The organism is Niabella ginsenosidivorans, assembly GCF_001654455.1.
Taxonomy (GTDB): Bacteria; Bacteroidota; Bacteroidia; order Chitinophagales; family Chitinophagaceae; genus Niabella; species Niabella ginsenosidivorans.
This window is the reverse complement of the sequence record NZ_CP015772.1, coordinates 2,531,715-2,552,017: the sequence shown is the minus strand read 5'-3', so window position 1 is coordinate 2,552,017 and position 20,303 is coordinate 2,531,715. Positions and strand designations below refer to the sequence as shown.

Annotated in this window: 18 protein-coding genes; 8 read left to right on the top strand and 10 right to left on the bottom strand. The window is 45.6% G+C overall.

Going from position 1 to position 20,303, the window contains the following annotated elements; all coding sequences use genetic code 11:
* Window positions 1–70: 70 nt before the first annotated feature.
* The 4 genes from ispE to A8C56_RS10690 form a co-directional block, all read right to left on the bottom strand.
* Window positions 71–895 (bottom strand): 4-(cytidine 5'-diphospho)-2-C-methyl-D-erythritol kinase, encoded by an 825-nt coding sequence (ispE, locus tag A8C56_RS10705; RefSeq protein WP_067755610.1) that lies wholly within the window; start codon window positions 893–895, stop codon window positions 71–73.
* A gap of 8 nt (window positions 896–903) precedes the next feature.
* On the bottom strand, window positions 904–1,500 hold the full coding sequence (locus A8C56_RS10700) for a bifunctional nuclease family protein (protein ID WP_067755607.1): 597 nt from the start codon (window positions 1,498–1,500) through the stop codon (window positions 904–906).
* Between the two features lie 116 nt (window positions 1,501–1,616).
* Window positions 1,617–3,266 carry a glucose-6-phosphate isomerase gene (gene pgi / locus A8C56_RS10695; RefSeq protein ID WP_067755604.1) on the bottom strand — a complete coding sequence of 550 codons (1,650 nt, stop codon included), beginning with the start codon at window positions 3,264–3,266 and terminating at the stop codon, window positions 1,617–1,619.
* A 14-nt stretch (window positions 3,267–3,280) separates the two neighbouring features.
* On the bottom strand, window positions 3,281–4,291 hold the full coding sequence (locus tag A8C56_RS10690; RefSeq protein ID WP_067755601.1) for a threonine aldolase family protein: 1,011 nt from the start codon (window positions 4,289–4,291) through the stop codon (window positions 3,281–3,283).
* Window positions 4,292–4,561: 270 nt separating this feature from the next.
* Here A8C56_RS10690 and A8C56_RS10685 point away from each other — a divergent pair, with 270 nt between their 5' ends.
* Window positions 4,562–5,758 carry a L,D-transpeptidase family protein gene (locus A8C56_RS10685; RefSeq protein ID WP_067755598.1) on the top strand — a complete coding sequence of 399 codons (1,197 nt, stop codon included), beginning with the start codon at window positions 4,562–4,564 and terminating at the stop codon, window positions 5,756–5,758.
* A gap of 4 nt (window positions 5,759–5,762) precedes the next feature.
* Here A8C56_RS10685 and A8C56_RS10680 read toward each other — a convergent pair whose 3' ends face one another.
* Window positions 5,763–7,025, bottom strand: coding sequence for an aspartate kinase (locus tag A8C56_RS10680; protein ID WP_067755595.1), 1,263 nt, complete (start codon window positions 7,023–7,025; stop codon window positions 5,763–5,765).
* A gap of 91 nt (window positions 7,026–7,116) precedes the next feature.
* On the opposite strand from A8C56_RS10680, the gene A8C56_RS10675 reads away from it, so the two are divergent.
* The 5 genes from A8C56_RS10675 (at window position 7,117) to A8C56_RS10655 (ending at window position 13,030) form a co-directional block, all read left to right on the top strand.
* Complete coding sequence (locus A8C56_RS10675) at window positions 7,117–7,878, top strand: ABC transporter ATP-binding protein (RefSeq protein ID WP_067755592.1); 762 nt, start codon at window positions 7,117–7,119, stop codon at window positions 7,876–7,878.
* 58 nt (window positions 7,879–7,936) lie between these two features.
* Entirely contained in the window at window positions 7,937–8,341 is a 405-nt protein-coding gene (locus A8C56_RS10670; protein ID WP_245645846.1) for an FKBP-type peptidyl-prolyl cis-trans isomerase, read from the top strand.
* Window positions 8,342–8,435: 94 nt separating this feature from the next.
* Entirely contained in the window at window positions 8,436–8,984 is a 549-nt protein-coding gene (locus A8C56_RS10665; protein WP_245645844.1) for an NUDIX hydrolase, read from the top strand.
* A gap of 85 nt (window positions 8,985–9,069) precedes the next feature.
* Complete coding sequence (locus tag A8C56_RS10660) at window positions 9,070–11,559, top strand: glycoside hydrolase family 2 TIM barrel-domain containing protein (RefSeq protein WP_067755584.1); 2,490 nt, start codon at window positions 9,070–9,072, stop codon at window positions 11,557–11,559.
* 64 nt (window positions 11,560–11,623) lie between these two features.
* Complete coding sequence (locus tag A8C56_RS10655) at window positions 11,624–13,030, top strand: DHA2 family efflux MFS transporter permease subunit (protein ID WP_067755581.1); 1,407 nt, start codon at window positions 11,624–11,626, stop codon at window positions 13,028–13,030.
* A gap of 54 nt (window positions 13,031–13,084) precedes the next feature.
* Here the strand turns inward: A8C56_RS10655 and A8C56_RS10650 are convergent, their stop codons facing one another.
* Both A8C56_RS10650 and A8C56_RS10645 read right to left on the bottom strand, forming a co-directional pair.
* Window positions 13,085–14,272, bottom strand: coding sequence for a sigma-54-dependent transcriptional regulator (locus A8C56_RS10650; RefSeq protein WP_067755578.1), 1,188 nt, complete (start codon window positions 14,270–14,272; stop codon window positions 13,085–13,087).
* Between the two features lie 77 nt (window positions 14,273–14,349).
* Window positions 14,350–15,339 (bottom strand): pyruvate dehydrogenase complex E1 component subunit beta, encoded by a 990-nt coding sequence (locus tag A8C56_RS10645; protein ID WP_067755575.1) that lies wholly within the window; start codon window positions 15,337–15,339, stop codon window positions 14,350–14,352.
* 158 nt (window positions 15,340–15,497) lie between these two features.
* On the opposite strand from A8C56_RS10645, the gene A8C56_RS10640 reads away from it, so the two are divergent.
* Both A8C56_RS10640 and A8C56_RS10635 read left to right on the top strand, forming a co-directional pair.
* The gene (locus A8C56_RS10640) at window positions 15,498–16,400 is read left to right on the top strand and encodes a cation diffusion facilitator family transporter (protein WP_067755572.1); all 903 of its coding nucleotides are present in this window, start codon (window positions 15,498–15,500) and stop codon (window positions 16,398–16,400) included.
* Window positions 16,401–16,497: 97 nt separating this feature from the next.
* Complete coding sequence (locus tag A8C56_RS10635) at window positions 16,498–17,469, top strand: YpdA family putative bacillithiol disulfide reductase (RefSeq protein WP_067761876.1); 972 nt, start codon at window positions 16,498–16,500, stop codon at window positions 17,467–17,469.
* Window positions 17,470–17,782: 313 nt separating this feature from the next.
* Here A8C56_RS10635 and smpB read toward each other — a convergent pair whose 3' ends face one another.
* The 3 genes from smpB to A8C56_RS10620 all read right to left on the bottom strand — a co-directional run bounded on the left by smpB (window position 17,783) and on the right by A8C56_RS10620 (window position 20,274).
* Window positions 17,783–18,229, bottom strand: a complete 447-nt coding sequence (gene smpB, locus A8C56_RS10630; RefSeq protein ID WP_067755569.1) for an SsrA-binding protein SmpB — start codon at window positions 18,227–18,229, stop codon at window positions 17,783–17,785.
* 511 nt (window positions 18,230–18,740) lie between these two features.
* Window positions 18,741–19,649: an acetyl-CoA carboxylase, carboxyltransferase subunit beta gene (gene accD, locus A8C56_RS10625; RefSeq protein WP_084490156.1), complete on the bottom strand. Its 909-nt coding sequence runs from the start codon at window positions 19,647–19,649 to the stop codon at window positions 18,741–18,743.
* 115 nt (window positions 19,650–19,764) lie between these two features.
* Entirely contained in the window at window positions 19,765–20,274 is a 510-nt protein-coding gene (locus A8C56_RS10620) for a hypothetical protein (protein WP_067755566.1), read from the bottom strand.
* Window positions 20,275–20,303 lie beyond the last annotated feature (29 nt).

Genomic DNA, 20,303 nt, shown 5'->3' with positions numbered 1-20,303 from the left:
ATTGCTGTACGCATGCCGGAAAGATACAAAAAATAGTTAATGCCGGCTGCAGCGATTCCGAATATTATAATTATTTCAAATCTGGCTGCAAAGGAACCGTTTTTACAAAATAATTTTCGGGAAAATCAAGCTGTTGCGGAATATTTTCAAAAAGCCCGTATACCGTGCTTCCAGTGCCCGTCATAAGCGCGAAGACCGCACCCTTGCCAAGCAATTGCTCTTTGATCACTTTTATTTCAGGATATTCTGCAAAAATAATTGTTTCAAAATCATTGGTAATGTTTTTCCCCCATTGATCGACGGGGAGCTGCTCAATAAGCTTTAAGGACTGAACAGGGAAGGGGGGAGTTAAATGGCTGAATGCCCAGGGCGTGCTGATGTGGATGCCCGGGTTTACTGCAACAAGCGTATAATTTTTCAGATCCAATGTAACGGGGGTCAGCTCCTCACCACGGCCTGTTGCATAACAGGGCTGGTTGATGATAAAGAACGGGCAGTCGCTGCCCAGTGCCAATGCATATTTTAACAGTTGTTTTTGAGATAGCTCCAGTCCGCAAAAAGCATTCAGGGCGAGCAGGGCGGTTGCGCCGTTTGCACTGCCGGCACCAAGGCCGGCGCCTGCAGGAATATTTTTTAAAAGATGCAACTGAACAGCCGGTAATGCCGGGAAATCCTTTTTCAAAAGCTGGTAGGCTTTTAAAATAATATTGTTTTCTTTATTACCTGGTATGGGTAACCCGTAAAGGTGGAGATGGGTTGTTGCAGCAGGCAGCAATTCCAGTACATCATATACCGGAAGCGGATAAAAGATCGTTTCAAGGTTATGAAACCCGTCTGGTCGTTTGCCGGTAACATGCAGCCCTATATTTACTTTACAGTTGGAAAAGAAGATCACAGGGAGCGTTATCTTTTTGTGCGGCTGTTGATCTCATCGCGGATGGCAATAGCACGGATGTAATCCTCATTCTCCAGCACTTCGTTTAACAGATTATTGAGCTCTTCAAGGCTCATGGTCTTCAGATCATCGCGATTGGAGGTGGTGGTGGTAGCGCCCACTGCCTCTTCCCTTGTGGCTCTTGGCTCGCCTCTTTCATCCATAACAATCCCGGCAGTTTCCAGGATGTTTTCATAAGTATAGATGGGGCAGCCAAAGCGTACAGCCAGTGCAATAGCATCAGATGTGCGACTGTCTATTTCAACGGTATCATGCTCAGAAGAGCAGATCAGCTTACTGAAAAAAATACCTTCCTGCAGATCAGAGATAATGATCTCATGCAGATCTATATTGAACGCGATCAGGAAATTCTTCATGAGGTCATGAGTTAACGGGCGGCTCGGATTCATCTTCTCCAATGCAACCGCTATGGCCTGCGCTTCAAAGCCGCCGATTACAATAGGCAGTCTTCTTAAGCCGTTTACCTCACCTAACACCACTGCATAGGAATGAGTTTGAGTAATACTATGAGATAAAGCCACTATTTCTAACTCAATTTTTTTCATATTTCAATGAATCTTAGATAAGATTGTTTTTAATGGGCAAATATAGCTTTTTTTTGAGCTTATCAGCTAAGTTTCATTCTAAAAAAACGGCTGTAACAGTGGCTTTTATTATGAAATTAACGCATTTGTTTGTACGTGTTAATAAGGCCTGAAGTGCTGCTGTCATGCCCTGTTACAGGATCTTCATTTTTTAAAACCGGCAGGATCTTTCCGGCCAGCTGCTTTCCTAATTCCACGCCCCACTGGTCAAAGCTGAAAATATCCCAGATCACGCCCTGCACAAATATCTTATGCTCATACAGGGCAATCAGCTGCCCTAAGGTATACGGGGTGATCTTTTTAATAAGGAAGGAATTTGTAGGCTTATTGCCATCAAACACCTTAAATGGTGCCAGCTTGTCAATAGCCTCTTTGTCCAGGCCTGCTTCCTTTAATTCCTGTTTTACTGCCTTCAGCGTTTTCCCGTTCATCAGCGCTTCTGTCTGGGCAAAAAAGTTACTCAGTAATTTTATATGATGGTCGCCCAGGGGATTGTGCGTTTGGGCCGGTGCTATGAAATCACAGGGAACAAGCGGGGTGCCCTGGTGGATCAACTGGTAAAAGGCATGCTGACCATTGGTGCCGGGCTCTCCCCATATAACGGGGCCTGTTGACCAGGAAACTTTTTTGCCGTTCCGGTCTACGCTCTTGCCGTTGCTTTCCATATTGCCCTGCTGGAAGTAAGCAGGGAAGCGATGCATGTATTGATCATAAGGAAGGATCGCCTCGGTTTGCGCACCAAAGAAGTTGGTATACCAAAGCCCTACCAGGGCCATGATCACGGGTATGTTTTTTTCAAAAGGCGCTGTTTTAAAATGTTCGTCAATATCATAGCCGCCTTTTAAAAGCTGTTCAAAATTGTCATAACCAATTGCGAGCGCTATAGACAGGCCGATGGCAGACCAGAGGGAATAGCGGCCGCCTACCCAATCCCAGAACCCGAACATATTCTTTGTATCGATCCCGAATTTTTTTACCTCCTTTTCATTGGTGCTCAGTGCCACAAAGTGTTTGGAAACATACTTTTCATCTTTTGCTTTTTTGAGAAACCAGTCGCGTGCGGAATGCGCGTTGGTCATGGTTTCCTGCGTGGTAAAGGTTTTGGAGGCTATCAGGAACAGGGTGGTTTCCGGGTTCAGCTTTTTAAGCGTTTCCACGATCTGTGTGCCGTCTACATTCGACACAAAGTAAGCCTGTATGCCTTTGACAGTATAAGGTTTCAACGCTTCTGTAACCATAAAAGGCCCCAGATCGCTGCCGCCGATGCCGATATTTACGATGGCGGTTATTTTCTTTCCGGTATACCCCAGGTGCTTTCCGGAATGTAGGGCTTCTGAAAATTCCTTCATTTTTCTTTGTACCCTGCGCACTTCGGGGATTACATTTTTCCCTTCGCTCCGGATAGCGTCCTTTCCGAAATAGCGCAGGGCAATATGCAATACGGAGCGATGTTCTGTTGCATTGATCAATGTGCCTGAAAACATTGCTGCTATGGCCTCCTTTACCTTTGCTTCGTTAGCCAGCTCCTGCAACAGCCGGAGTGTCTGATCCGTAATACGGTTCTTTGAGTAATCAAAAAGAATGTCGCCATGACGGATGGAATATTTTTCAAAACGTTTGCTATCTGCAGCAAACAGATCGCGCATGTGCACCTCTTTTAGGGTGGTTGCATGTGCTGCTAATTTTTTCCAGCTTTTTGTCTTTAATGGATTTTGAGTGGGAAACATATATTTCTGTTTAATTATAAAGATTGGATGGTTTTAATAACAGTAGCTGCCATTTGCGGGCTGATGTCCAGGTGCAGTACAAAACGGATCCTGTCGGCCGAAATTGCATTGCATAAAATACCCTGTGCTTTTAATTTGCCAACCAGTTCCTTTGCGGTGATGGCTTTTGTTTCAAAAATGATTATGTTGGTTGCTACCGGTAAAACGGTTTGCACCCAACGGGATGCTTCCAAAGCTTCTGCGATCATTTGTGCATGCCGGTGATCAGTTGCTAGCCGTTCAACATGGTGATCCAGGGCATAGATAGCCGCGGCAGCCAGATAGCCGGCCTGGCGCATACCGCCGCCCAGGATCTTTCTTACCCGCCTTGCCTGGTTAATAAACTCCCGGGTACCCAATAAAATACTGCCCACCGGGCACCCCAGGCTTTTAGAAAAACAGATGGAAATGCTGTTAAATAGTTTACCATACTGTGCAGGTGCTTCATTCTTTGCCACTATTGCATTGAACAGGCGCGCACCATCCAGGTGCAATGCTAATTGATGCTCTTTGCAGACCGATTGTATTTTTTCCAGCTCTTCAAAATGGTAACAACTGCCCCCGCCCCGGTTGCTGGTATTTTCAATGCACACCAGGCGGCTGGGCGGTTTATGCACATCATCCGGGTTAATGGCAGCCTTCACCTGTGCTGCATTAATACGGCCACGATCACCGGGCAGCAACCGTACCGATGCCCCGGAATTAAAGGCAATGCCACCGGCTTCGTACTGGTAAATATGGGCCTCTGCTTCACAGATCACTTCATCTCCGGGCCTTGTATGGCATTTGATCGCAATCTGGTTGGTCTGTGTTCCGCTGGAACAGAACAATGCGGCTTCCATATTAAAAAGTGCTGCGCATTTAGCTTCCAGCAGATTGATGGTAGGGTCTTCTTTAAAAACATCATCACCTGTTTGGGCCTGCATCATGGCCTGCAGCATGGCCGGGGTTGGGCGGGTTACCGTATCCGATCGTAAATCTATCATTTGATTTCAAATTTAATACTTTGTAATAAGTTGAAAATAAATTATCGCTGATTGACCGGGCATCCGCTTGTTTTTTTAAAACAGGTATTAAAAGATCGCATTATATTTTCTTTAACATATATATGCTATTTTTGTAGATAACTTACAACAAAATATTAAAATATTCATCGCGTGTTGTATTTAACCGGATTCTATAGAAGGTTGATTAATTTTGTAGTTCATAAATTATGATAACGGCGATCTATTTTCTGACGAATTATTATTGATAAAATGGCTTTACAACAGGAAGGAAGAAAATTATTTTTAGTTATTGCAGGGATTCTTGCATTTTCCATCTTCGCTTATACACAAACCGCCTATACATCTCCGGCTTCTTACGGATCATTTTTTGATGCACAGATCAATAACCGGAATCCAAGAGAATCTTTTCAACGTAAAGGAGAATACCTGAAAAGCCTGTTTAAGCTAAAAGGGCTTGACTGGCCGGCACGCTATGTATATATACGGGCATTCAAATACGACAGCCAGCTGGAAGTTTGGGTGAAAAATTCTATAAAAGACGAATATAAGCTTTTAAAGATCTATAAGATCTGTGCACTTGCCGGATCGCTGGGACCAAAGCGTTTTGAAGGAGATTATCAGGTGCCTGAAGGCTTTTATTATATCAATGAATTTAATCCTAACAGCAATTATTATCTTTCCCTGGGCCTGAATTATCCTAACCCTTCTGATAAGGTGCTGGCGGATCAGGCAAAGCCGGGTGGTGATATCTTTATCCATGGAGGATGCGCTACAGTGGGCTGTCTTCCCATAAGAAATGACCAGATTGATGAACTGTACATTATAGCAGCCAGTGCAAAAAGCGCCGGCCTGGATTATATACCAGTGCATATTTTTCCTATTAATTACAGCGTTCAGAGAAGTTATGAGTTCCTGAAGAAGACAATGGAAAATGATGCAGAATACAAAGCACTGAATGTAAAACTGGAAGAGGCTTTTGAATATTTTGAGCAGCACAAAGAGCTGCCGGTAATTATGATTCGTGACAACGGGGAATACATTGTTAATGATGCGCCAACGCTCAGTCCGAGGTTCCTGCCCAAACAACGGCCCAAGTCAAAATTTGTGCCTACCTACCGGAAAATTGATCATGTTGCAGACGCAGTGGCCAAATGGCCCGAATATCCCGGTGGTGCATCCGCTTTTGCTGAGTATTTAAAGCAGGCTGGAAAAGAGCTGGCAAAGGATCTGCCGGACAGTATTGCCAAAGCATACGTGCAACTGGAATTTATTATTGATACAGACGGACGCCCCGTTAACTTTAAGGTATTAAAGGGGGTGGATGATTATGTAGACAAAGAGCTGATGGCTAAACTGGAACAGATGCCCACCTGGTCGCCTGCGATGCTAAGGGAAAAACCGGTTGCAAAAAAAATGATTCAGACGGTTACCATCGGGGGCGACTAAATGCTTAACGATGCAGCGCCCTTATATTTTTTAGTGTCTGCTGTCTGACCAGTATCTCTTTATCCATAATGTATTTTTTCAGCGATTCGTTATCATAATGGCGGATCGTTGTTAGTGTAAGGCCGGGTGTCAGGTGCACATCAAACAGCTCTGCGGCTGCGGAAGAAAACCGGGCAATCTTATCTTTCCAGTTATCAAAAGCCAGTGTAAGGCTGATGGCGCCGTTCTGGGTCAGCGTTGGCCGCAGGGAATGCTCATTGAACCATTGGTAGATCTGGTAAGCATGGGTATCGCCTACAAAGGAAAAATCCCTGGTCTTTAACTCCATCATTACCTGGTTGTGCTTTATAACAATAATGGGAGGCAGGTTTTTGCTGATCTGATCATGTATAGTGGTTCCCGGCAGTTCTGCGTCCAGGAAACATTTTACGTATAAAGGAATGTTCTTGTTCTGAAGGGGTTTTATGGTTTTGGGGTGAATGACCTGTGCGCCGTAGTAGGCCATTTCGATCACTTCATTATAGCTGAGCGACTCAATGGGAACGGCATCCGGAATTTCTTTAGGATCGGCATTCATGACATTCTTTACATCTTTCCAGATGGTCAGCCCTTTTGCGTTCAGCATGTTTGCAAAAATAGCAGCTGAGTAATCGCTTCCTTCACGTCCCAATGTTGTGCTTTCATTTTCATCGGTAGCGCCTATGAATCCCTGGGTCACCACCCACTTTTTATTTTTCAGGACAGGCAGGATATTTTCATTCATCTTTCGTTGAGTATACTCCCAGTCAATATTGGCATCCCGGAAATTATCATCTGTTCTGAAAACATCGCGCACATCGATCCACTCATTTACAATACCGCGCTCGTTCAGGTAAAAGCTGACGATGCAGGTAGACAGTAGTTCCCCAACGCTTACGACCTGGTCGTAATAATAATCATATTCGCGCACAGGCTGATCATGCAGCATCCATTCCACCTCTGTAAAAAAATCCTTCAGCCGTACCTCGCAGGCCAGGTAATGCGTTACCAGCAGGTATTTGGCTATGGTTATATGTTGCTGCTTTATTTCTTCAAATAGCTGTAAGGCAGTATCCTTTTTGCCGGCAAAAAAGGATTCCGCCACTTTCTCCAGCGCGTTGGTTGTTTTTCCCATGGCTGAAATTACAATGACCAGTTCTTCTTCCCCGCATTGCTCCAGAATATCCGCTACATTTGAAACCCGTTCCGCACTGCTTACAGATGCGCCTCCAAACTTATAAACCTGCATTCTTTTTATTTTGCCAGCGAAGGTCGTTCATTTTGTTAAAGAATTTTCATTGCAAACAATAAAATTGATAAGTTCTTTGTAGTTTTAGCGCATGGCAACTCCCATTATTTCTGTAAAGGACCTTGTAAAGAATTATGATGGTTTTATGGCGGTTAAAGGCATCTCTTTTGACGTGTATGAAGGAGAGATCTTCGGGCTGCTGGGACCCAACGGCGCCGGTAAGTCCACAACACTTGAGATCATAGAAACACTGCGGAAAAAAACAAGCGGAACAGTTGCCGTTTCCGGATTTGACCTGGATAAGAACCCGGACAATATCAAAAATGTGATCGGCGTTCAGCTGCAGGCCAGCGGGTATTACCCGGGGCTGAACCTTCTGCAGCTGGTGGAACTATTCGGGGGGCTATATAACCGTACAGTAGATGGAATGGAACTCCTGAAAACAGTGAACCTGGAGGAAAAAGCAAAAGCAAAATTTAAAGACCTGAGCGGGGGACAGAAACAACGCTTCTCTGTTGCCACCACCCTCATTAATAAACCCAGGGTTATTTTTTTAGATGAGCCAACCACCGGCCTGGATCCCCAGGCAAGGAGAAACCTTTGGGAGCTGATCCGGAAGATCAATGCAGAGGGCACTACGATCATTATCACCACGCATTATATGGATGAAGCAGAATACCTGTGCAACCGTATTGCTATTGTAGATTCCGGCGAAATAGTGGCTATGGACACACCGGATAACCTCATCGATCATTTGGTGGCCTCTGGCTTTGAACGCTCCAAACAGGTAAAGAAAGCCAACCTGGAAGATGTCTTTATTCAGTTAACAGGAAAGAACCTGAGAGAAGATTAAATAGTGTTATTAATGATTCGTTGATTATATGAGCTTACAAAACAAATTAAGGAATTTTATGAATAATAAAATTGAAGCCCAAAAAGAAGCGGGAAGAAAATTCCTGGAAGAAAATAAGAACAAAGAAGGCGTACAGGTGCTGCCGGAAGGCATTCAATATGAAGTGCTCAAAGAAGGAGAAGGCCGGCAACCTTTGGTGAGCAATTCCGTTACGGCACATTATCGTGGTGCTTTGCTGGATGGAACGGAGTTTGACAGCTCCTTTAAAAGGAACCAACCGTTTACTGCCCCGCTGAGCGCTTTGATCAAAGGCTGGCAGATCGCTATTCCCCTGATGAAAGAAGGCAGTCACTGGCGCTTGTGGATCCCGTCTGATCTGGCTTATGGCGACAGGGGAGCAGGGAGTGATATTCCCGGTGGCGCTACGCTGCTGTTTGAAGTAGAGTTGTTACAGGTACATTGATAATGTGCTAATGTGCCAATAGGCTGATATGATCAAAAGTTATTCTTAAAAGGGAACCGGTAAGGGGTTGGTAAATTTGAAGAAAATGGCAGATATGAAATGGAAGACACTTGCTTCCGAATACTTATTTAAAGATCTCTGGTTTACCGTTCGTAAAGACCGGTGCGAAACGCCCGGTGGTAAGATCGTTGATCCTTATTATGTATATGAGTTTCCTACCTGGGTAACGGCTTTTGCGCTTACTGAAAATAACGAGGTATTGCTGGAAAGGCAATACCGGCAGGGGATAGGGGAAACCCATTATGAAATTCCGGGCGGGTGTGTGGATGATACAGACGCCAGCCTGGAAGCAGCCATCAGGAGAGAGCTGATGGAAGAAACCGGATATGAATTTTCAAATTATGAATACCTGGGTAAAACCTGTGCCAATCCTTCTACCAATAATAACTGGATGCATATGTTCCTGGCAACCGGTGGTAAAAAAACGGGAGAGCAACACCTGGATCCTAACGAAGAAATTCACATTGAGCTGGTAGGCATGGAGCAGTTTAAAGAAATGCTGCGCGCCAACCGGTTCATACAATCCATGCATGTAACCTGTATGTTTTATGCCTTGCAAAGATTGGGCATCATGCAATTCTGATCGTTTCTGGTAACGAGCCGCCATATGCGCTTCTTTAACGCTGTGAAAATTGACAACCTGAACATGTAACGCATATTTTTAAATAATGAACCTGTTGACAAAGATCTGTGCACTGCTGTTTCTGGTAAGCCCCCTGTTCCTGAAGGCGCAACGGGCCGAGACCCTGATGGAAAAGAACTGGAAATTTACCCGGGAAGATGACAGCGCATTCAGCAGTGCCGGTTATAATGACACCCAATGGCAAACAGTGCATGTGCCTCATGACTGGGCGATCTGTGGCCCGTTTAGTAAGGAAAACGATCAACAGGAAACGATCATCCGGCAGGACGGCCAGAAAGAAGCAAGAGTAATGGCCGGCCGTACAGGAGGCCTTCCTTTTACCGGCGTTGGCTGGTACCGTACGCATTTTAAAAGCCCCGTTGACCTGCGCAATAAAAGCGTTACCCTTTTATTTGACGGGGCCATGAGCAATGCAACCGTTTTTGTAAACGGGAAAAAAGCCGGTAACTGGCCCTATGGCTATAATTCTTTTTACCTGGATGTTACTCCTTACCTGAACCCGGAAGGTGATAATGTAGTGGCGGTCCGTTTAGAGAACCTCCCGGAGTCTTCGCGCTGGTATCCGGGCGCAGGGCTTTACAGGAATGTGCACCTGATCGTTACCGGTAAAACGCATATTCCCGTTTGGGGAACCTATATTACAACACCGGAAGCAGATGAGCAGCAGGCAAAAGTGGTGATCCGTACAAAAATTGAACAGCCAGCTGATGCAGAGCTTTCTCTTCAAACAGCTATTGCAGATGCAGCAGGAAACATCATTAAAACAGTAACAACCCGTTTGACCGGCAGCCCGGACTCCGGATACCTGCAGGAGCTCAACATCACCAGGCCTTCCTTATGGTACCCGGAACACCCTTATTTGTATAAAGTATATTCCAGGCTGTATAAAAAAGGCCGGCTGGTGGATGTTTATACCACTTCCTTTGGTATCCGCTCTATCAGCCTTGTACCTGGTAAAGGATTTTTCCTGAACGGGAAGAATATTAAATTCAAAGGGGTTTGTAACCACCATGATCTGGGCCCGCTTGGGGCTGCAATGAACGAAGCTGCCATCCGCCGGCAGGTAAGAATTCTGAAGGATATGGGAGCCAATGCCATCCGTACCTCCCATAATATGCCCGCACCTGAGCTGGTAAAAGCCTGTGATGAAATGGGCATGCTGCTGATGGCAGAAAGCTTTGATGAATGGGAAACTCCCAAGATGAAGAACGGGTACCATTTATTTTTTAAGGACTGGGCAGAAAAAGACCTGGTGAACCTGGTGCATCATTACCGCAATAATCCCAGTGTGGTGCTATGGTCTATCGGAAATGAAATACCGGACCAGGGTACTGCCAGGGGGCGGGAACTGGCAAAGTACCTGCAGGATATATGCCACCGGGAAGACCCTACAAGACCAGTAACCCAGGGTATGGATAATATGCCGGCAGCACTTGCAAACGGTATGGCCCAGTTAATGGATATACCGGGTTTTAACTATCGCACTTTTTTGTATCAGAAAGATTTTCCGGAACTGCCCCAGCAGCTCCTGTTGGGAACAGAAACTGTATCTACTGTAAGTTCCAGGGGCATTTACGAATTCCCGGTTGCCCGTTATGCTATGAAAACCTATCCCAATCACCAGTCTTCATCATATGACCTGGAATATTGCTCATGGTCAGATCTGCCGGAAGATAACTTTATCATGCAGGACGATCTGCGGTACGCTATGGGAGAGTTTGTATGGACAGGCTTTGATTATTTGGGTGAGCCCACTCCTTATTATTATGACTGGCCCAATCATAGTTCGCTGTTCGGGATCATTGACCTGGCCGGTATTCCCAAGGACCGGTTTTACCTGTACAGGAGTCTGTGGCAAAAAAAGAAGGAAACATTGCATATACTGCCACACTGGAACTGGCCGGGAAAGGAAGGGCAGGTGATCCCTGTTTTTGTATATACGAGTTACCCTTCGGCGGAATTATTTATTAACGGCAAAAGCCAGGGCAGAAGGACAAAGGATACTTCTTTTACGGTATTTAACACCGGTGATGAAGCTTCCGCAAAAAAACTGGATCGTCAGAAACGCTACCGGCTGATGTGGATGGATACAAGGTATGAACCCGGTGTTGTAAAAGTAGTTGCCTATGACAAAAATAACCGGCCGGTTGCGGAACAGGAAATGCGCACCGCCGGAAAGCCGGATCATATTGAGCTTGCGGCGGATCGCACAACAATAAAGGCCGATGGAAAAGATATTTCATTTATCACCGTAAAGATCGTTGACAGGCAGGGAAATTTTTGTTCGCAGGAAACAAGGACCATTCATTTTAAAGCAAGCGGATCCGGTACCTATAAAGCCGCGGCTAATGGAAACCCCATCAGCCTTGAACCGTTCCAGGCTCCGCAGATGCAGCTATTCAGCGGACAATTGACCGCACTGGTGCAATCGTCCGAAACGCCCGGTATTATTACATTTGAAGCTTCCGCAGAAGGGGTGAAAAGTGGCACCCTAAAGATCCGTACATCAAAATGATAACAGGTAGTAGAATATATCCGTAAATGATGCCGTTTTGTTTTAATGAACTAAATTCCAGAAATTGAAATCAGAAAACCCGCCGGTCGTTTATAAATATTTACCCTGGATAGCGGCACTGGCTATTTTTATGCAATCGCTGGATGGCACTATTTTGAATACCGCGCTGCCTTCCATAGCTGCAGACCTGCACCGCTCTCCACTGTCGATGCAATCTATAGTGGTCAGTTATGTGCTGGTGCTTGCCCTGCTGATACCACTGAGCGGATGGTTATCTGACCATTTTGGCTCCCGCAGGATCTTTATCTGGGCAGTAGGTTTATTTACACTGGGTTCATTGTTAAGCGCGCTTTCCACCACGCTGGAAGCATTGGTGGCTTCCCGGGTGGTGCAGGCAGTTGGAGGTTCCATGATGGTACCTGTAGCACGCCTTGCCATCCTGTACACCTATTCAAAGGATAAGTTGCTGGGCGTGATCAATTTTATTACCATACCCGGGCTGGTAGGCCCTATTATAGGCCCCACCCTGGGAGGCTGGCTGGTAGCCATTACCAGCTGGCACTGGATCTTTTTAATAAATATTCCTATTGGAATTATAGGAATGGCATCTGCCTGGAAGTTCATGCCCAACTATATTCACAGGGAAAAGCCGTTTGACCGGTGGGGGATGGTGCTGTTTAGTGGTTCATTGATCTGCTTAACAATGGCCATAGAACTGGGTTCTGAGAAAGTGATCGATGGCTGGTACCTTATTGGTGTTGCTGTACTGGGCGTGGCGCTGATGCAGGCCTATTATGTACACTTTCAAAAACTGCAATACCCGCTGATTGATCTGCACCTGATCCGTATCCGTACCCTGCGCATCGGTGTATTCGGGAATCTTTTAACAAGGCTGGGTATTGGCGGTATGCCGTTGTTGCTGCCTTTACTGTTCCAGGTAGGGTTTGGACACCCTGCCATTGTTTCGGGTATGATGCTGATCCCTTCAGCCATTACAACGGTTATGGTTAAACCATGGGTAGTGCCTATTGTAAAAAAACTGGGCTATAAAAGAACGCTCATCATTAATACTCTGCTTATAGCAACGGTTATAGGATTGTTTGCCATTCCCAGTGCGCAAACCCCGCTGCCCTTATTGATCCCCTTGCTGGTATTGTACGGTGCAGTCAATTCAATTCAGATGGCAGCCATGAACACGCTGGCTTTGTCTGATCTGGACAATGAGCATGCAAGCACCGGTAATAGCCTGCTGCTGGTAATGCAGCAATTGTCTATCAGCCTGGGGGTTTCCGTAAGCGCGTATTTATTATCCAAATACGGAAGCGTTTCCTGGATCAGCCATTCAGATACTGCTACCGTGTTTAAGTATACCTTTCTTACAATGGCAGCAATCACCGCTATTGCCGGGCTGATCTTTTTCCGTCTGAAGTCGACAGATGGGAGTGCCTTAACAGGTACGGCAGCCAAATAAAAAAGCTCCTGCAAAGGAGCCATAATTTTATCAACCGGGAATTATCCTGATTCTTTAATTCATCGCAACATAGCTTTTTACATCATTTGCGGTGATTATTTTACCGCTCAGGATCACCAGGCGTTCTACCACGTTTCTCAGTTCACGGATATTACCGGTCCAGTTGTATTGCTGCAACAGTTCAAGAGCACTCTCCTCAATGCCTTTTTTAGCAATGCCGTAATCCTTACAGATGTCATCCAGGAACTGATCTACCAGTAACGGAATATCATCCTTACGTTCATTCAACGAAGGAACATTTATCAGGATTACGCTCAGGCGGTGATAAAGATCCAGCCGGAAATTTTTTTCTTCCACTTCCTGCAAAAGATCTTTATTGGTAGCAGCAATGACCCTTACATCTACATTAATGTCTTTATCTGCACCCACCCGGGTGATCTTTCCTTCCTGCAGGGCCCGCAATACTTTTGCCTGGGCATTCAGGCTCATATCCCCGATCTCATCCAGGAAAAGGGTGCCTCCGTTTGCCTGTTCAAACTTACCGATGCGTTGTTTTATAGCTGAAGTAAAAGATCCTTTTTCGTGTCCAAATAGCTCTGATTCAATTAATTCTGTTGGTATTGCAGCACAATTAACCTCCACCAGCGGGCTATTGGAACGGTTGCTCAGCTCATGAATCCAGCGGGCTACCAGCTCTTTGCCCACACCGTTTTCTCCTGTAACCAGTACCCGTGCTTCGGTAGGGGCTACTTTTTCTATGGTATCTTTTATTTTCTGAATAGGGGCTGAGTTCCCTACAATTTCCTGCACCTTGGAAACTTTTTTTCGCAATACCTTGGTTTCTGCCACCAAAGTGGTTTTTTCCAGCGCGTTGCGGATGGTGATCAGCAACCGGTTCAGATCCGGTGGTTTTGAAATAAAATCATAGGCACCTTTTTTTACGGCCTCAACGGCTGTTTCAATGGTGCCATGCCCTGAGATCATGATAATGGGAACGTCTGGCGCAATGGTACTGGCCTTTTCCAGAAATTCGATCCCGTCCAGCTTTGGCATTTTAATATCACAAAGCACGGCGTTAAACGTTTTTTCCGAAAACAATTTCAGGCCTTCTTCGCCGTCAACAGCTTCAGCAATCTTATATCCTTCAAAGGAAAGAATCTCTGACAGGGTTTTCCTGATTGATGCCTCATCGTCAACGATCAGGATCTCGTGCTGGCTATCGTTACTTTTATTTCTGGCCACAAATTCTGTTTAGTTTTCAATCAATAAAATATAATCAGCCGGGATCATTCAACATCCCTTTTATAAAAGGTGCTTCTTTATTTTTTCAGGTACATTACCTCTTTTACCAGCTTCACTGTTCTTGCTACATCGGGCAAGGCGGCAGCCACCAGGTTGGGTGCGTAGTGCAGGGGCGCATCAGCCGCAGTGATCCTGCGCACCGGTGCATCCAGGTAATCAAATGCATCTTTCTGTACGCGGTAAGAAATTTCAGAAGAAACGGAGCCGAAGGGCCATTGCTCTTCCACAATTACCAGGCGGTTGGTTTTCCGAACGCTTGCGAGGATGGTGTCCATATCCAGCGGGCGGATCGTTCTGAGATCGATCACTTCTGCATTGATCCCCTCTTTTTCCAGTTCGGCAGCAGCGCCTAAAGCCACTTTCATCATCTTATTGAATGAGATCATGGTTACATCAGTGCCTTCTTTTTTTACATCCGCTTTCCCCAGTTCTATATAGTATTCCTCTTCAGGTACTTCCATTTTATCGCCGTACATCTGCTCGCTTTCCATAAACATTACCGGGTCTTCCTCATAACGGATGGCCTGCTTTAAAAGGCCCTTGGCATCATAGGGGTTGCTGGGAGAAACCACTTTAATGCCCGGAATATTGGCATACAGCGCTTCAAACGCCGTAGAGTGCTGCGCGCCTAATTGCCCCGCAGAACCGTTACCACCCCGGAAAACGATCGGGCAGGAGATCTGTCCGCCGCTCATTGCCAGCATTTTAGAGGCTGTATTTAAAATTTGATCTAATGCAAGGACGGCAAAGTTCCAGGTCATGAACTCAATAATCGGGCGTAAGCCGTTTTGAGCCGCGCCCACGCCAACTGCAGCAAAACCCAGTTCAGAGATCGGCGTGTCAATAACCCTTTTCTCGCCAAATTCAGCCAGCATGCCCTGGCTTACCTTGTAAGCGCCGTTATATTCTGCCACTTCCTCGCCCATCAGAAAAACGCGATCGTCTCTTCTCATTTCTTCAGACATCGCCTCTCTCAGGGCTTCTCTGAAAGCTATAATCCTTGCCATATTCTTAGTCTATTATAAATTTTAGGAGTGGCAAATTTAAGTGAGATACGGCAGAATACCAAAGAATACTATTGCATGTGAATCAAGGCTTTTGATCCTTTTCTGTCTCCTTATCTGCGGGGTATTTGCTAACTTGCCTGTATAAACAATACCGGGTAATGGCGCACATACATGGAATACAGCCGTCCAACAGCAGCCTGCATAAAAGAAAACTGAAAATTGTGCTGATAATGACCTTTATCTACCTGGTTGCAGAGGTAGCGGGTGGTATTATTACCCAAAGCCTAGCCCTGCTGGCGGATGCGGGCCATATGCTTACGGATGCCGGCGGCCTGCTGCTTGCTTTGCTGGCGATCCGCTACGGTGAACGGAAACCTGACCGTAGAAGAACCTTTGGCTATTACCGGGCGGAAATACTGGCGGCGCTTACCAATGCAGTAGTGCTGATCGTTATTTCTTTTTTTATCCTGTATGAAGCATATCAGCGTTTCCTGCATCCGCCCGAAGTGGCCACTACCGGCATGATGCTGGTAGCGGTTACAGGGCTGCTTGTAAATAGTACCGGCATCCTGGTATTGCGGAAAGATTCCGGTGCCAGCCTTAACATGAAAGCCGCGTACTTTGAGGTATTGTCCGATGCGCTGACTTCCATAGCAGTAATCGCAGCAGGATTGATCATGCAACTCACCGGCTGGTACGCAGTTGATTCGGTCTTGTCTGCGGGCATCGGGCTGTTCATTCTTCCCAGAACCTGGGGCCTGCTGAGGGCGTCTGTTAATGTACTGCTGGAAGCAGTGCCCGGAGAAATTGATCTTGTGGCGATGCGCACTGACCTGCTGAATATAAACGGGGTCTGCAGCATCCATGATCTGCATGTATGGTCGCTGACCTCCGGTGTAAATATGATGAGCACGCACCTGGTACATCATTCAGATGCTGATGCTATGCAGGTGCTGCGCGATGCGCAGGAACTACTGGAACATCGTTATCACATTACGCATACAACGATCCAGACAGAACAGGAAGGGGCGGTATTGCATGAAAAAGAGCTGCACCCATAAATTGTTCTGAAGCATTTTTTCTGTAACTGATCGTTTGAAGCTGTAAACAGTTCCCGGAAAATTTGGGAGTTGCCCTCTGATGCTTCAAATTTGCAGTATGCAACATTTCCCTCTTATAATTATCGGCGGCGGACCTATTGGCCTGGCCTGTGCTATTGAAGCGCAAAAAGCCGGCATCGGTTACGTGATCCTGGAGAAAGCCGCTTTGGTCAACTCTCTTTACAATTACCCGGTGAACATGACCTTTTTTTCTACGTCTGAGCGGCTGGAAATAGGAGGGGTTCCTTTTGTGTCCAATAACCCCAAACCCAGGCGGGACGAAGCGCTGGAATATTACCGCCGTGTAGCCGCTGCCTACCAGCTCAACATAAAATTATTTGAGGAGGTGGTACAGGTTACAAAAGTGGTGGATCTGTTTGAGGTGATCACGGTTAAAAATACCTATACAGCGGATCATATTATTATTGCTACCGGCTTTTATGATATTCCGTATTTATTAAATGTGCCGGGGGAAGAGCTGCCCAAGGTAACGCATTATTATAAGGATCCGCATTATTATGCGTTCCAGGATGTGATTGTGGTAGGTGCCATGAACTCGGGGGTAGATGCAGCACTGGAAACCTGGCGCAAAGGAGCCCGGGTTACCATGGTGATCCGCGGCCCCGAGATCGGCACAAGGGTAAAGTACTGGGTACGGCCCGATATAGAGAACCGGATCAAAGAAGGATCAATAAAAGCCTGTTTTAATTCTACCATAAGAGCCATCCGCGAAAATGAAGTGGATATTAATACGCCTGAAGGGTTAGTGACGGTAAAAAATGATTTTGTCATTGCCGCCACAGGGTACCAGCCCAATCTTCAGTTTTTAAAACAGATCGGCATTGAACTAAGTAATGATGATGTGCATTGCCCGGTACTGAACCCGGATACCAATGAAACCAGCATTAAAGGCATTTACCTGGCCGGTGTGATCTGTGGCGGCATGAACACGCATCGCCTGTTTATTGAAAATTCAAGAGCACATGCGGTCAGTATTATAAAGGCAATTAAGGAGGGGAAGCAGAAGTAATGTTTATTTAATCATCCAAACAAATAAACATACAATATTGGGCTTTCTGTTACGGATCATAGAATACCAGCACAGCAAAGGGTTTGAACGTTAATAGCCATTTTAGACAGTATTGAATCAGAGTGCTTGTTAATGACAGATTCCCTTATGTTTTGAAGATCAATTATACTTCCGTCATGCTGAAGTATAGCCCTGCCGGTTGGCGGATGCGTTCAGGGTGCCTGTAAAAGGTTTATTATTTTAAAGAACTTAATCCTGTTTATTTGAGGCTCAGGCAGTATATTCCTTGTGGCAGAGGCAGACCGATCCAACGTTATTTTAAATACTTTTTCAGGTCCCGCTCCACGTCCCGCTTTTTAATGGATTCCCGTTTGTCGTAGAGCTTTTTGCCCTTGGCCAGGCCAATTTCCAGTTTTACCAGGCCGCGGTCGTTCATGTAAATGCGCAGCGGGATCAATGTGTATCCTTTTTCCTTAAGCTTTGCCTCTATTTTTTTTATTTCCCGCTTTTGTAATAACAATTTTCGGTCCCGATCGGGGTCATGATTGTTTACCGTGCCATGGGAGTAGGGGGAGATGTGCAGGCTTTTGATCCAGATCTCACCTTTATGAATAATGCAGTAGCTGTCGTTAAAGCTGGCTTTTCCTTCACGTAAGGATTTTACCTCAGTGCCCAATAATACCAGCCCGGCCTGGTAGGTAGCATCTACAAAATATTCGTAGTAAGCAGAACGGTTTTTTATGGAAAGTGAATGATTCAATTGCTGAGTGATTAATAAAATGAATACAATTTTGTAAAGAGGCTGATCAAAAAACGCCTTTTGTCATTGACCAATAGATTCTGAAACTGCAGACCCTGAAACAAGTTGCCAATGACAAATGGAATTATGCATTGAGCATCAATTATACTTTCGTCATCCGAATGTTCGGATCCGAGCGAAGCCCCTGCCGGCCGGTAGGCGGGGAGGAGTCTCTGAAATATTGAAGTGTTTGATAATAGAGAGATCCTTCGACTTCTCCCGCTATCGCGGGACGCGCTCAGGATGACGATAGAAAGATTTGTCATTGCCATATTGTTTTTGTAGCACAAATAAAAAACTCAGGGTAACATCTTCGGAACGGCAACCTACTATAAACAAACTTTTGGGCACCCGGTTCCAGATTGTGTTTTATTGCTGCCACATAGCCGGAACGCTGAACCGGACCCGTTCCCGTTCAGGCGGGCGTGGCAACGATGCTGCTGCCTGTATTGCCGCCGGCCCCCCATCAATATTAATTTCTGAAATGGCGGATGACTACTGCCAGCCGGTGCTTTAGTTCATGGCGGTTGACCACGAAATCCAAAAAGCCGTGCTCCAGTAAGAATTCGCTGCGCTGGAATCCTTCAGGAAGATCTTTTTTGATCGTTTCTTTGATTACACGGGGGCCGGCAAACCCGATAAGGGCACCGGGCTCTGCAATATTCAGATCGCCCAGCATTCCAAATGAGGCGGTAATACCACCAAAAGAAGGATCGGTAAGTAATGAAATATAAGGGAGCCGCGCGTCAGTCAGCTGGGAGAGCTTTCCACTTGTTTTTGCCAGCTGCATCAGGGAAAAAGCGCTTTCCATCATACGTGCCCCACCGCTTTTACAGATGCACATAAAGGGTAAATGATGCGCGATGGCGTAATCAACGGCACGTGCAAATTTTTCACCGGCAACACTTCCCAATGACCCGCCAATGAACGCAAAATCCATCGCGGCAATCACTATTTCTTCTCCCTCTACTTTTCCTACTGCTACACGCATGGCATCATCCATATCTGTTTTGCTCCAGAAATCCTCCAGTCTTTTTTTATAGGGCTTCAAATCCGTAAAATCTAAAAAGTCCATCCCGCGGATATTGTTGAACAGCTCCGTATATTGCTGGTCATCAAACAATATTTCATAATACTGCAAACTGTTAATGCGGTGATGGTACCCGCATTTAGGGCAGACATATAATTGCTCTTTCAGTTCTGTTTGAGTGGATATATAGTTGCATTGGGGGCATTTCGTCCATAGCCCTTCCTGCGTTTCCCTTTTTTCAGAAGTTTTTGTAAGAATACCTTTTTTGATTCTTTTGAACCAACCTGTTTTGTCCTCATTACCAGCACTACCGCTTAAGTCGGCATCAAAGTCTTCAATTTCGTTGGGCATAAATAGTTTTCTTATTTAATGTGTTTGAGCAACAAAGATAAGCATTGTTGTTTTTTTAACAATTGGATGACTTTGTTCGTGAAAAATGAGCCTTGTTCCGGGAAAACCGGTGCTGCTATACCGCGGCTCCGATCTTTTTGATCAGCCAGCTATCTTTTATAGGAATGATCCAATCCTTTTCCAACTCCGCTTTATTGAGCACCAGATTATTGAAATAAAGCGTATCCGGCGTTAAACTATTTCCGGAAAATGCATGTTTTACCTGTTGCAGGGGCACAATTTCGATCTTATTGTTCCTGACAAACGCCAGATTTTGCCGGTCAAAGAAATCTACTTTATAATGTTCCCCCAGCTTTTTTATAAACCGGACGGAGCTATCGGTGCTGCAGCCGCTGACCTGGGTATGGGTTTCATCCGCCATCAGCACAATGAACTGTCCAAAGAAAAGATAGCCTTCTGCTTTTACATCATCGCTGTGGCTGACCCAGCTTTTGGTAAAATCATTGATCAGCTCTTCTGCTTCCAGCGCTTCCGGCAAACTTAAGAGCCGGCTGGATTGGTAGACCCAAACCCTTGAGTAAGGGGAGAAACCGGGATCTAAAAGATGTTTATATGCTAAGTTCATTTATAAATATAATAGTACAAATATAACGC

Coding starts and splice junctions, on each gene's coding strand:
- pgi (WP_067755604.1), bottom strand. CDS start 3,266: ATGTTTCCCACTCAAAATCCATTAAAGACAAAAAGCTGGAAAAAATTA.
- A8C56_RS10640 (WP_067755572.1), top strand. CDS start 15,498: ATGGCGCACATACATGGAATACAGCCGTCCAACAGCAGCCTGCATAAA.
- A8C56_RS10700 (WP_067755607.1), bottom strand. CDS start 1,500: ATGAAAAAAATTGAGTTAGAAATAGTGGCTTTATCTCATAGTATTACT.
- A8C56_RS10620 (WP_067755566.1), bottom strand. CDS start 20,274: ATGAACTTAGCATATAAACATCTTTTAGATCCCGGTTTCTCCCCTTAC.
- A8C56_RS10665 (WP_245645844.1), top strand. CDS start 8,436: ATGAAATGGAAGACACTTGCTTCCGAATACTTATTTAAAGATCTCTGG.
- A8C56_RS10670 (WP_245645846.1), top strand. CDS start 7,937: ATGAATAATAAAATTGAAGCCCAAAAAGAAGCGGGAAGAAAATTCCTG.
- A8C56_RS10690 (WP_067755601.1), bottom strand. CDS start 4,291: ATGATAGATTTACGATCGGATACGGTAACCCGCCCAACCCCGGCCATG.
- A8C56_RS10635 (WP_067761876.1), top strand. CDS start 16,498: ATGCAACATTTCCCTCTTATAATTATCGGCGGCGGACCTATTGGCCTG.
- accD (WP_084490156.1), bottom strand. CDS start 19,649: ATGCCCAACGAAATTGAAGACTTTGATGCCGACTTAAGCGGTAGTGCT.
- A8C56_RS10685 (WP_067755598.1), top strand. CDS start 4,562: ATGGCTTTACAACAGGAAGGAAGAAAATTATTTTTAGTTATTGCAGGG.
- A8C56_RS10645 (WP_067755575.1), bottom strand. CDS start 15,339: ATGGCAAGGATTATAGCTTTCAGAGAAGCCCTGAGAGAGGCGATGTCT.
- A8C56_RS10675 (WP_067755592.1), top strand. CDS start 7,117: ATGGCAACTCCCATTATTTCTGTAAAGGACCTTGTAAAGAATTATGAT.
- A8C56_RS10660 (WP_067755584.1), top strand. CDS start 9,070: ATGAACCTGTTGACAAAGATCTGTGCACTGCTGTTTCTGGTAAGCCCC.
- A8C56_RS10680 (WP_067755595.1), bottom strand. CDS start 7,025: ATGCAGGTTTATAAGTTTGGAGGCGCATCTGTAAGCAGTGCGGAACGG.